Origin of the sequence: Infirmifilum lucidum (assembly GCF_014876775.1) — an archaeon.
Taxonomy (GTDB): Archaea; Thermoproteota; Thermoprotei; order Thermofilales; family Thermofilaceae; genus Thermofilum; species Thermofilum lucidum.
This window is the reverse complement of the sequence record NZ_CP062310.1, coordinates 970,049-981,674: the sequence shown is the minus strand read 5'-3', so window position 1 is coordinate 981,674 and position 11,626 is coordinate 970,049. Positions and strand designations below refer to the sequence as shown.

The following is an 11,626-nucleotide window of genomic DNA, read 5'->3' as shown; positions in this document are numbered from 1 at the left end:
TGCGCAGGCGTTCTCGACCGGATCAATAAGGAGGTGATCCGGCCGCAGGTTCCCCTACGGCCACCTTGTTACGACTTCTCCCCCCTTGGGAGGCCCAGGTTCGACCTCCCACCTCACCGGCAAGAGGCCTCACCTGGGCCTCCCTCGGGTGGAGCGACGGGCGGTGTGTGCAAGGAGCAGGGACGTATTCACCGCGCGTTGGTGACACGCGGTTACTAGGGATTCCACGTTCACGAGGGCGAGTTGCAGCCCTCGATTCCTACTGAGGCGGGGTTTACGGGATTACCTCCCCCTTTCGGGGTCGGAACCCGCTGTCCCCGCCATTGCAGCTCGCGTGTAGCCCGGGGGTTTCGGGGCATACTGACCTGCCGTAGCCCCCACCTTCCTCCGGCTTATCGCCGGCAGTCCCCCTAGAGTGCCCCGGCCCCGAGGGGCCGGGTAGCAACTAGGGGTGGGGGTCTCGCTCGTTCCCTGACTTAACAGGACACCTCACGGCACGAGCCGGCGACGGCCATGCACCTCCTCTCAGCTCGTCTGGCAAGGTCGTCAGCCTGGCCTTCATCCTGCTGTCGCCCCCGGTAAGGTTTCCGGCGTTGACTCCAATTAAACCGCAAGCTTCACCCCTTGTGGTGCTCCCCCGCCAATTCCTTTAAGTTTCAGCCTTGCGGCCGTACTCCCCAGGCGGCGGGCTTAACGGCTTCCCTACGACACTGGGCAGGCTCAAGGCCCGCCCAACACCTAGCCCGCATCGTTTACAGCTGGGACTACGGGGGTATCTAATCCCCTTTGCTCCCCCAGCTTTCGTCCCTCACCGTCGGGCGCGTTCCAGCCGGGCGCCTTCGCCACTGGTGGTCCTCCTGGGATTATAGGATTTCGCCCCTACCCCAGGAGTACCCCCGGCCTCTCCCGCCCCCTAGCCCGGCAGTATCCCCCCGCTCCCACGGTTGAGCCGTGGGCTTTAAAGGGGGACTTACCGGGCCGGCTACGGACGCTTTAGGCCCAATAATCGTCCCGACCACTCGCGGGGCTGGTATTACCGCGGCGGCTGACACCAGGCTTGCCCCCCGCTTATTCGCCCGGCTTTTTAGACCGGGCAAAAGCCACCCTCATCGGGTGGCACTCGGGGTGACTCCGTCACGGTTTCCCGCATTGCGGAAGTTTCGCCCCTGGTGCGCCCCGTAGGGCCTGGGCCCTTGTCTCAGTGCCCATCTCGGGGCTCCCGCTCTCACGGCCCCCACCCGTTATCGGCTTGGCGGGCCGTTACCCCGCCAACTACCTGATGGGCCGCAGCCCCATCCTCGGGCGGCTACAGCGGGCATGGCGCTGTAGCCCTTTCGGCGCAGATCCATTCCAGGAGTCTGCGCCTATGGGGGATTATCCCCAGTTTCCCGGGGTTATCCCCCTCCCGAGGGTAGGTTAGCCACGTGCTACTGAGCCGTCCGCCGGAGCCAGCCGTAGCCCTGGCTCCTAGACTTCCATGGGTTAGCCCCACCCCGATAGCGGTCGGGTCCGGCAGGATCAACCGGAGTCTGGCCGCAAGCGGGTGGAGCACCGCTTTAACCTGCGCACCGCGCCTCACTTTCTTTTCCCCGAGAGTACAGGGGCGCTGGAGCCCCAGTTTTCTCGGGGAAGCATTGTGTAGCCGTGGACGGAGGCCGCCTTTTCATTGGGAGAGGTATCCTCTCCCGCGATCCAGGCGAGCCGCCGGTGTCCACGGCCGCAATTGTGATTGTTAATGGGGTCTATTTAAACATTACTTCTAGGAGCGTTCCTTTCTACAGTAAGTTTTTATGACGGAGTTCTCTTGTTCTAGGAGGTGTCTAACTGTGGGGTTATCCGACGTGATAAGTGACTGGGTTAAGGTGCTCAGACTTGCCACGAAGCCGTCAAGCGAGGAGTACAAGCTTACTCTGAGAGTGGTGCTGCTCGGACTTGGAATTCTGGGCACAATAGGGTTTTTCTTCCAGCTAGTGGGATCGATGCTCGAGTTCACAAGCATCCAGGCAGTGCCCCGGGAATATGCACTAGTAGGCGGGCTACTGGTGGGGGTGGCAGTGCTTTTCGTCGCCCTGTACTTGAAGTCGCGGAGTGAGCTGTAGGTGGCGTAGCTGTGGAGCCTGTCTCCGCACAGAAAAGCCCGCGCTTCTACGCTTTCAGGGTTACTGCCGGACAGGAGTACAACGTAGCGCACCTACTCTACAATAGAGCTAGTAAAGGCCGATACAGAGTGAACTCCATTGTCGTAGTGCCTGGGGTTAAGGGCCTAGTGTTCATCGAATGCGAGGCCATTTACGAGGCACAGAAGCTCGTAGCCGGCATGAAACACGTGCGGGGGGCTGTTAAGGGCGCTATAAGCTTCGAGGAAATGGAGTCATTTATAAAGCCTAAACCTGTGGTGGAGATTGTTAGAGTGGGCGACGTGGTAGAAATAATAAGGGGCCCCTTCGCCGGGATGAGGGGGAAAATTGTGAGCATCGACCCTGCAAGGAACGAGGTAAAGGTTGAGCTCGCAGAGGCAGTCTATGTGCTCCCAGTAACTATAAACGCCGAGGACATCAAGGTCGTGAAGAGGGCCGGAGAATAATGCATTCTCATGCAGAGGTGGGGCTTGACATACGCGCTCTTATCGAGTTTTACTCGTCGCAGGGCAGGCTTTTAAGACCCCAGCATAAGCCGAGCCTAGACTTCGAAGTTGCGAGGCTTATACGTGACAGCCAGCCAGCCCCCCTTATGGTCGAGACAGAGCGCGGCTCCATAGTGTCCAATATCCTTGCTACTCGCGAGTCTCTCTTTAAGATCCTGGCAGTCTCCAGCGACGCAGAGGCTTACTCCAAGATGTCCAGGGCTATGTTCTCACCGGCAAGACTCACTAAACTTTCAGCGCCGTCCTTCAAGTCACTCGGAAACGACCTTTATAAGCTCCCAATCCCTAAGTTCTTCGAAAAGGACGGCGGTTATTACATAACTGCTGGGGTTTTCATCGCAAGAGAGATTGGAGGCAATGCCGTAAATGCGAGTATTCATAGGGCAATGGTTCTAGACGAGAACAACCTCGCAGTGAGGCTTGTACCACGGCACCTTTACTACATGTTTAGCAAAGCCGAGAAGGCGAATATCTCCCTCCCAGCAGCGATACTAATAGGAGCTCCTCCTGTAGTATATGTAGCAGCAGCGTCTAGCCCGCCATACGGCATCTATGAAGTAGAGGTGGCCAATGCCTTACTCGGCGGTCTCCTAGAGGGTACTCCAGACCTACTTGAGGGCGTAGTCCTTCCAATGCCATCGGAAATAGTTATACTCGGCGAGTTTCTCCCGGGTAGGCGTGCCAGAGAGGGGCCATTCGTGGACATTCTAGGCACCTACGATGATGTGCGAGACGAACCTGTCTTCCGCGTCCACGAGATACTTGCAAAGCCAGACCCCTACTTCTACGCCATCTTACCTTCGGGCTACGAGCACATCCTACTGATGGGGTTCCCCAGGGAGGTCGCGATATGGGAGGCCGTGAGCAAGGTCGTCCCCAAGGTGCACAAAGTAAGGTTGCCAGCCTCTGGAGGGGGATGGCTCTACGCCGTCGTTAGCATAGACAAAAACACTGATGGGGATGCTAAGAATGCTATATTGGCTGCCCTTGCAGGACACCCTTCCTTGAAGATAGTGGTCGTGGTCGACGGTGACGTTGACCCAGATAACCCGCTGGATGTGGAATGGGCCATAGCCACCAGGATGCAACCGGAAGAGGACATTATAATCGTTAGAGGTGCTAGGGGGAGTAGCCTCGACCCATCGTCAGACCAGAGAACCCTCATCACTTCTAAACTCGGAATCGATGCCACGAGGCCTCTATCCAAGCCGGGCTGGATGTTCGAGAAGGCGAGGATACCCGTGAAGGTGAACTAGAAGCGCTCCACAATGCGCACTGTGAGATTGGAATTCTTGCTCCTAACTAGCTCTAGAATCCACATGCCGAGAACGTCTGCATTTATACGCCCAACGCCTTTCTTCCTGGTCACCACCATTCTAAGCGCGGTTTCATCATCGTAAATACATATATCGAAGACCTCCCCCCACATCCACTTACTCCCACTAGAAAGGCCTGTTTTGAGCTCCCAGCAGTTCGATATGCGAGACATACTCTTTATTTTCACCTGAACTCTCAACAAACCGCTTCTAGTCTCAACTGGTATTACGCTACTAAAGCCTATACTACTCTTGAGAGTGTCTTCGAGCTCAGCCCTAGTGCACCCGACAACCTCAAATACTGCTTTTTTAACCAATACGCCCCCCTATGCATGTGAGTTCATACACTACCCTGAAGAAAAGGTTTACGCGGGCCCTCCGAGTCTTCGGCCCAAAGCCTAACGACGTAATCACGATCGTGACCCTTGAGAACCTCCAGTCGCTCGTACTCTTGGAGCTCACTCTAGCCGTTGAGCAAGATTATGACGTCCAAGTCCACCACCTTCACTTAGGGGGAGAGATACCGAGGATATTTACAGAGAAAACGTCATCCTCAACCCGAATCGTATCGAGTAAGAGCGTGTACGGGAATATTACTTCGTATACAGACGTTAAGACCACAGTAGTCTCGCTCGCATCAGAGTACCCTGGAGCATTGTTCATATTGCCGTTCACAGCAGACGACTTAGCTTGCTACTTCCTCAGAGAAGTCCTCAGGGGTAACCTGGCAGGCCTCGCGCTCGAAGCACAGGCCAGGGTTGCCTACCCCCTCTACACGACTACCCTCCAAGAAATAGAGCAAGCATACTCAGGATCACCTTTGGAGCCAGCCCTACTTGCGCAATGTGATCTCCTTAGGGAGCTTAAAGGAAGAATATCCCTACAAGCATTTGGGAACTTTTACGTGGAGGTCTACGTTAAGAGGGCTAAAGCTCTTTTGTCTTGCTCCAGTTGGGGTTGAGCAGATATAGGAGTACGGCCTTGGTCGTGTGCAACCTGTTCTCGGCCTGGTCGAAGACGATGCTTTTTTCGCCCTCAATAACCTCGTCTGTTATCTCCTCGCCGCGATGAGCAGGCAGGCAGTGCATCACTATGAAGTCCTCTCTCCCTACCTTCTTCAAGAGTTCTGAGTTCACCTGGTACAGAGGCAGAAATGCCTTAAAGCGCTCTTCGCGCTCTCTTTCCTGGCCCATGCTCACAAAGACGTCAGTGTACACCACGTCGACGTCTTCCACAGCGTCTGCAGGGTCTTCGTAAACCTCAATCTTTGAATACACGTCGTTGCCCAGGATCTCTGGATCAGGCGCATAGGCCCTCGGCGTGGCAACTCTTATTTTCGCTCCAAGCTTTACACCTGCTATCGCCAGAGAGTTGAAGACATTGTCTCTACCGTCACCGACGAAGGCTATTTTCACGCCGTCTATCCTGCCCTTCTTCTCCTTGATGGTCATGTAGTCCGCTAGGGCCTGCAAGGGATGGTGGAGGTCGCTCAGCATGTTTATAACTGGCACACTTGAGAACCTCGCCAGCTCCTCAAGGTTGGAGTGACGGAAGACTCTGGCAGCAATAGCGTGGTGGTACCTGGAAAGCACCCTAGCAACATCCTTTATTGGCTCACCACGAGAAAGCTGTAGCTCCTGGGCAGAGTAGGGTATAGGAAGTCCTCCCAGTTCATATACTGCTACCGAGAAGGATGCTCTTGTGCGCGTCGAGGGCTTCTCAAAGATCATAGCAACGTTAAGGCCTGAGAGATACGGGAGAGTAAACCTGCCCCTCTGCCGTAACCTCTTCAGTAGAAATGCGTCGTCTATTAGAAGCCTTATCTCGTCAGCCGTATATTCCTTCAAGGTCAGGAAATCTCTCTTCGCCACAAGTTTTTTACATTGCTCCCTCTTTAAGCCTTTTTCAACACCTCTTTTATAGAGCCCTATTCGTGCGGGCTTCGGGTTTACTCGGCGGGGTCATCAGCACACCAGAGTAGGACAGGGCAGCCTCACGTCATGTACTGCATGGACATACAACCTTTCACAAGAGCGGAGAGTGGGGGCTATGAAGTTCACTGGAGTAGAGACTCTACAAATTTCCTATAGTCAAATGGTTCCAGGTCTTCGAGCCTTTGGCCAGTACCAACGTATAGCACAGGTCTACTCGTAGCATAAACCACAGATACTACCACGCCCCCTTTCGTGTCTGCATCGTATTTTGTTATGATACTCCCCTCGAAACCCACCTCCTCGAGGAAAGCGCGAGCCATATTCACAGCGTCATTCCCTGTTAAAGCATCACCAACAAAGACCCTGAAGTTAGGTTCAACTACTCTGACTATCTTTTTCATTTCATCCATTAGATTCTTCTTAGTGTGCATTCTTCCAGCAGTGTCTATCAGGACGACATCAAAGCCCCGCTTTCTCGCCACCTCAACTGCTTCGTAAGCAACAGCCGCTGGGTCAGCCCCATAGCCCAGGCTTACAAGCTGAGCTCCGGCTGAGGCCGCAATCCTTGAGGCTTGTTCGATAGCGCCTGCCCTGAAGGTATCCGCTGCTCCGATCACTACTTTCAACCCTCTCAGTCTGAGGCGGAAAGCCAGTTTCCCTATGGTCGTGGTCTTGCCGTGGCCGTTAGGCCCGAGGAAGACAACCTTGTAGAGCTCGCCTTTTCCTGCAAGCTTAGAGGCCTCCTGCTCTAGGTCTATGCTCCCAGCTTTCTCAAAAATCTCGAGAAGAACAGCTCCGAGCTCGTTCCGAATAAACTCCACTGTGCTAATGCCCCGTTTGACTCTTTGCCCAATGACGCGTTCCCTTAGCCTGGAAATCACGCCCTCTGCCGCGTCAAAAGCAACGTCGTTCTCCACCAATTCCAGTAAAAGTCTAGATGAGGCCTCCTCGAAGCTCTCAGGAGTGACCTCCTTGTAGGCAAGGAATTCAACAAACTCTCTGAAGACCCTCGATAGCCCTCGAGGCATAAAAGCTACCTTAGAGCCGCCTGCAACTGCTGTAGACGCTGCAGTATTTTATTTAGATCGTTGACCCTTTTGTCGATGAGTTGCTGTAACTCCTCCCTCTTCTGCCTCAAGAACTCTAGAGTATCGTTCAAGTCCTTCTCGACCAGAATGTTAGACCCAATAGCCACTAGAAACTTATCCTGCCTGTTTATGACCGCCTTGGCGTACACACCTGAAGATATAGGTATGAGTACCTCGCGTGACTCCCCCAGGCTACTAATGTTCTTCAGCGTGATAACTGTCGAGTCAATCTCTACCAGTAAATTCTGAGCCAGCGTTATCTCCTTCTGCATCTCCTCTGCAAGCTGGGCTAGTAGGCTGTACTCTTCGGCTAAGCTTGACCTTTCCTGCCTTGTGCTCATGTAAGTCTCCAGTTCCTTTTTCAGAACAGACAATACATAAGGCTTTTTGTAGACCCGTGCCTGCCAGCGTACACAGAATCAGTGACTAATAGTTGAGACAGTCATGAGGACAGAGCCTGAACCCGCAACCCTTCCCCTCTAGTCTTCAGCTCAAGTAGGAGGCTAAGGTTACGCGTATAGTACTACCTTATCCGTGGACGCCAGGCTCTTTATGTGGGAGTCATCAGTCTCATCGGGGTTAACCTCTCTTATGCTGTACACCTTTATGTGATTCCGAGTCACCTTATGCCTGCTGCCCAGTATGCTGTAGAGTTTTTCAAGTGCATCTTTTTCCTTGAGAGCCCTTACGTATACTCTAAATTTACAGCGTTCTCCAAGCCGGAGTTTCATCTCGCCGTGAATTTCAAATGTTTTAACGCTCATAAGCCCTCCCACTACCCATACTAATACTTCTCAAAAACTTTTTGCTGTTTTCCCATATGCGCAATGTTCAGAGACGGAGACCCGCCTCTACCTCTACTCCATAACCCCCAGGCTACTGGGGGCATGCAATCGAGTCAGACCTCGCGAGTCCAGACGGCCAGGGAGGCTTGACGCTCAAAACAAAAAGCTTAAGACGTCCTGGAAATCCCTCAGAATAGGGGGCCGGTCGTCTAGTGGGAGGATGCCGCCTTCGCAAGGCCAGAAAGTAGGGGCTTCGAGAACGGCGGAGGTCCCGGGTTCGAATCCCGGCCGGTCCATGATTTCTCCTTTCGCAAGGAGGCCACTTCCTGACTCTCTATTTTTCTCGCCAAGCACCTGGCAGTGCGGGAAGAGTTTCTTGTGCACACACTTTCGGGGTATTCGGCGAGGATTTTTGTTCTACAAATGTATTCTAACAGTAGTGTGAGAGACTCAAAGAGGTTAGTATAATGTCGCCTCCTGGGGGTGAGTAGGTTGATGTTCAAGAGAAATGGTGCTGTAGGTATATTATTCGTCGATGGAGGCGAGGAGTCTAAGCGCTTACTCACAAAGTTCTCTGTAAGTAAGCTTCTCGAGAAACTAAAGGTAGTAGATGTCTCGAAGAATGGCCTTCGGGGCTGGTTACTCCTCGAGTATGGGACTACAGAGGTGCCGCTACTAGTTACAGAGGACGCCGTGCTCAGTGACCCGAAAAGCATAGAGGAATACGTTGAAAAACTTCGCAAACAATAATAATTTTCCCCGTTTTTTTGTCCTGTGGATACTATTGTCGACGCTATAGTTTGGATACTGCCGGCCTACCTCGCGAATGGTACACCGGTTCTCACAGTTTACCTCGTGCGCAGGACTGGGCACCGCCCCCACCCGATAGACCGCGGAGCCTTCTTCATCGACGGAAAGAGGCTCCTTGGAGACAACAAGTCCGTTGAAGGGTTCATAGGAGGAGTTGTAGCAGGAGCGACTGGTGGTGCGCTTCTACAAATGTTCGGGCTACATGAAATCTTCTCGGCATTGCTCTTATCTGTAGGAGCCCTACTAGGAGACATCACGGGTGCATTTATCAAGCGTAGGCTGGGCTTGAAACCCGGGGATCCAGCCCCCCTCTTAGACCAGCTAGACTTTGTTATTGGAGCAACGTTAGTCTATTACCTTTACAGGCCTGCACCCCTTGAGTACGTCGTCGTAGCGCTCGCCATAACTCCCCTCGTACACCTCGCAACGAACGCTGTGGCTTACACTTTAAAACTAAAAGACAAGCCCTGGTAAAGCCTAGAAATCATCGCACTTCAACTGCCCGCTCCTCAATGACTCCATGTATGTTTTCGACGGTGGATCCATCTCGTATAACAGTCTCCTGTACGCCTCCAGTGGCGTAAACTCCAACCCCGCCACTTCGCTATATAGGTGGAAGTTGCTGTCTGGTGCTAGAGTATCTACGACCTCGCGCCACTCAGGGTCGCGTAGTATATGGTGTGAAATTATGTTGAACCTCTCCACTCTTAAAGCCCTGGCAAAGTTCTCCAGCCCTTTATTCAGCTTCTTACCGCTCCTCTCCTCTAGGTATGTCGGAGGCCCCCCGATTACTGCTACTTTGAAGCCCTCATTTAGGAGCACTGAAAGTGCTTCGTCGGAGACCGGGCCCTGCACGTCAGGCATGAAGACTAAGACACCCTCGCCTCTGAGGTACACTTTGAAGCATAAGACCCAGCCCAGTCTCTCGTCGCCGTGCACGGCAAGAAAGCCTTCAATTGAGGTCTCCCCGAAGTCTACCCTGTCCAAGTCAAGGAAGTAAACCTTGGCGTTGCTCTTAGACTCCTCGAGTGCCTTGAAGAATACATAGGCCCGGCGCTTCTGGTTAAAATTAATGCTTGATGAGGGAGACTTCGCCAGTATAGTCTTTCCGGAATATATATCCAAAAACGTCTTCTCCCTGGTGCATTCATAGAGCGATGCGCGGGGAGGAGTGTAGTGGTCTCTGTGATAATGCGACACCGTTACAATGTCAGCCCTGTCTGCGTAGTACAGGATCTTTTCCCTCAGCCTTTTCAAGGCCCTAAACTCCTCAGGATGCGGCGGGAGGCCGTAGCGAAAAGGACCGAGGCTCGCGCCGGCGTCGAAAAGCACTTTCACGTCAGGCGTCTCTAGGTAGAGGCTCATCGAGCGGACGCCTAGGCTCTCGTCAGCAACCGGGATTATTGTAGCGCTACCAACCCGAAGCATCTCCTACCGCCTTCGCACCCCGTTGTTCAGAGTACCTCTTCCAGAGCTCCTGTAGCGTTGTGACATCATCGGGGCTCTTGTCGAACCTGATACGCTTTATTCTCGCAAACCTTAAGGCCAGGCCAGAGTTGTACCTCGGGCTCCTCTGGATCTCGGAGTATTCAACCTCAACTACTATCTGAGGCTTTACGTGAACAACCCACCCCTCTTCGCGCACCTTTAGCTCCAGCAGTCTTCTAGTCATCTCCTCGAACTCGGCATCGGTTAGGCCCTTGAAGGTCTTACCGATGACAGCGAAACCCCCTGTTCTCTCGTCCCTAATAGCAAGGTAATAGTCGCTGAGCCACCTAGCCCGCCTGCCGTGGCCCCACTCCGCAGCGACTATCACACAGTCAATCGTGTCTGCTCTTTTCAGCTTCAGCCACTTCCTCCCACGGATCCCGGGCTCATAGTTAGAGTAAGGAGCCTTACACATAACTCCTTCGTGGCCCTTCTTAACCGCTTCCTCGAAGAAGTCCTTGAGCTCGTCCACGCTGGAGACGAACCTCTGAGTCGAGAGTAGTTCTCCGTCAAGAGCGTCTGCCAATAGCCTCCTGCGCACCGTGTAGGGCTCATCTATGAGCACTCTACCATCCAGAAACAGCACGTCGAAAAAGTAGACCTGGAAAGGTATGCTTTTGAGGAAGCCCTCCCTCTCATTCTTTCTCCGAACCCTGCGGACTAATTCCTGAAAGGCCACTGGCTTGCCCGCGATGATGCCGACAGCCTCGCCGTCGAGCACAGCAGAGCTAGCTCGTAGGTGCTCACGCACCTTCTGAACTACGTCAGGCAGGAATTCCGTTATCCTGTGTAGCCGCCTCGAGTATACTTCAACTCTCCCATTCCTCACATGTACCTGTACGCGGATCCCGTCGTACTTGTACTCGGCAGAAGTGTAGTTAGCGTGCTCGCGCAGAACCTCTAGGGGGCTATACGACATGTCTGCAAGCATCGGCTTAACGGGCCTGAAGAGCTCTAGGCTCAAGGCTCTTATGTCCTCGCGAGCTATAACCCTCTTGGCTAGTTCGCCTATGTCCCCGAGTAGCATGTAACCCCTTCTGATCTCCTCGTCGGTGTACCCTCCAAGTCTCGCTAGGGCCTCCAGGACAACTCCGGCGCTCGCGCCTATCCTGACTTCGCCAAAGAGCATCCTCAGAAGGTACTCCAGCTCTTCTCTGCTCAGCCTTGAGAAAAGGCCGCGGAGGAGTACGAGCTTTCTCTCCCTGGCCCCTTCACCGCTCGCCCGGGATACTTTGTCGAGAGTCGCGTAGACCTCCTGGAGTGTTGGAGGCTCCTGGATGAGGGGGCTTATTTTGCTACTCCTCAACTGCTCTATTACGCTCGAGATCGTCGCGTAGCCTACTCCTAGCTCGCGCTCATCCCCCTCTGGAAAGACTGTTCCTACCAGAAACCTAGCCGCGAGTGCGGCCTCGTCAGGAGTTAGCCTTTGGAAGAAGGCGGCAAGCACCCTGACTTTCTCGAGCCTGCTTTGGGTTGCCTCAACCCTCTTAGCCGTTTCTACAAGCTCAGTGAATGTTAGGGTCACGCTACCCCAGTAATAAGTTGGAGGGCGAGGTATAAT

The 11,626-nt window shown here is 53.8% G+C and carries 13 protein-coding genes, 1 tRNA gene and 1 rRNA gene; 7 read left to right on the top strand and 8 right to left on the bottom strand.

Annotated features, from left to right (window positions below):
• Positions 1-28: 28 nt before the first annotated feature.
• A 16S ribosomal RNA gene (locus IG193_RS05530) occupies positions 29-1,529 on the bottom strand.
• Positions 1,530-1,826: 297 nt separating this feature from the next.
• Here IG193_RS05530 and IG193_RS05525 point away from each other — a divergent pair.
• From IG193_RS05525 to IG193_RS05515, 3 genes are read left to right on the top strand one after another with little or no spacing between them, the layout of a single operon-like run.
• Positions 1,827-2,099, top strand: coding sequence for a SecE/sec61-gamma family protein translocase subunit (locus IG193_RS05525; RefSeq protein ID WP_192818206.1), 273 nt, complete (start codon positions 1,827-1,829; stop codon positions 2,097-2,099).
• 11 nt (positions 2,100-2,110) lie between these two features.
• On the top strand, positions 2,111-2,584 hold the full coding sequence (locus tag IG193_RS05520) for a transcription elongation factor Spt5 (protein WP_192818205.1): 474 nt from the start codon (positions 2,111-2,113) through the stop codon (positions 2,582-2,584).
• On the top strand, positions 2,584-3,900 hold the full coding sequence (locus tag IG193_RS05515) for a UbiD family decarboxylase (protein WP_192818204.1): 1,317 nt from the start codon (positions 2,584-2,586) through the stop codon (positions 3,898-3,900). The genes IG193_RS05520 and IG193_RS05515 overlap by 1 nt, the downstream gene beginning before the upstream one ends.
• Here IG193_RS05515 and IG193_RS05510 read toward each other — a convergent pair.
• Positions 3,897-4,277, bottom strand: coding sequence for a hypothetical protein (locus tag IG193_RS05510; protein WP_192818203.1), 381 nt, complete (start codon positions 4,275-4,277; stop codon positions 3,897-3,899). The two genes, IG193_RS05515 and IG193_RS05510, sit on opposite strands and share 4 nt — an antisense overlap.
• Positions 4,278-4,294: 17 nt before the next feature.
• Between IG193_RS05510 and IG193_RS05505 the strand changes: the two genes are divergently transcribed.
• Complete coding sequence (locus tag IG193_RS05505) at positions 4,295-4,921, top strand: hypothetical protein (RefSeq protein WP_192818202.1); 627 nt, start codon at positions 4,295-4,297, stop codon at positions 4,919-4,921.
• Here the strand turns inward: IG193_RS05505 and argF are convergent.
• From argF to rpl18a, 4 genes are all read right to left on the bottom strand, one after another.
• A complete protein-coding gene (gene argF, locus IG193_RS05500) occupies positions 4,887-5,831 on the bottom strand; it encodes an ornithine carbamoyltransferase (RefSeq protein WP_192818201.1) in 945 nt (314 codons plus the stop codon). The genes IG193_RS05505 and argF overlap by 35 nt on opposite strands.
• 185 nt (positions 5,832-6,016) lie before the next feature.
• Entirely contained in the window at positions 6,017-6,922 is a 906-nt protein-coding gene (ftsY, locus tag IG193_RS05495; protein WP_192818200.1) for a signal recognition particle-docking protein FtsY, read from the bottom strand.
• Between the two features lie 5 nt (positions 6,923-6,927).
• Positions 6,928-7,323 (bottom strand): prefoldin subunit alpha, encoded by a 396-nt coding sequence (gene pfdA, locus IG193_RS05490; protein ID WP_192818199.1) that lies wholly within the window; start codon positions 7,321-7,323, stop codon positions 6,928-6,930.
• Between the two features lie 168 nt (positions 7,324-7,491).
• Positions 7,492-7,746, bottom strand: a complete 255-nt coding sequence (gene rpl18a / locus IG193_RS05485) for a 50S ribosomal protein L18Ae (protein WP_192818198.1) — start codon at positions 7,744-7,746, stop codon at positions 7,492-7,494.
• A 219-nt stretch (positions 7,747-7,965) separates the two neighbouring features.
• On the opposite strand from rpl18a, the gene IG193_RS05480 reads away from it, so the two are divergent.
• The 3 genes from IG193_RS05480 to IG193_RS05470 all read left to right on the top strand — a co-directional run bounded on the left by IG193_RS05480 (position 7,966) and on the right by IG193_RS05470 (position 9,051).
• Positions 7,966-8,063 (top strand) — tRNA-Ala (locus IG193_RS05480).
• A gap of 199 nt (positions 8,064-8,262) precedes the next feature.
• Positions 8,263-8,517, top strand: coding sequence for a hypothetical protein (locus IG193_RS05475; RefSeq protein WP_192818197.1), 255 nt, complete (start codon positions 8,263-8,265; stop codon positions 8,515-8,517).
• A gap of 24 nt (positions 8,518-8,541) precedes the next feature.
• A complete protein-coding gene (locus tag IG193_RS05470) occupies positions 8,542-9,051 on the top strand; it encodes a CDP-2,3-bis-(O-geranylgeranyl)-sn-glycerol synthase (protein WP_192818196.1) in 510 nt (169 codons plus the stop codon).
• A 3-nt stretch (positions 9,052-9,054) separates the two neighbouring features.
• On the opposite strand, the gene IG193_RS05465 is transcribed toward IG193_RS05470, so the two are convergent.
• Both IG193_RS05465 and IG193_RS05460 read right to left on the bottom strand, forming a co-directional pair.
• Complete coding sequence (locus IG193_RS05465; RefSeq protein WP_192818195.1) at positions 9,055-10,005, bottom strand: MBL fold metallo-hydrolase; 951 nt, start codon at positions 10,003-10,005, stop codon at positions 9,055-9,057.
• The gene (locus tag IG193_RS05460) at positions 9,989-11,590 is read right to left on the bottom strand and encodes an ATP-dependent DNA ligase (RefSeq protein WP_192818194.1); all 1,602 of its coding nucleotides are present in this window, start codon (positions 11,588-11,590) and stop codon (positions 9,989-9,991) included. The genes IG193_RS05465 and IG193_RS05460 overlap by 17 nt, the downstream gene beginning before the upstream one ends.
• Positions 11,591-11,626: the final 36 nt, after the last annotated feature.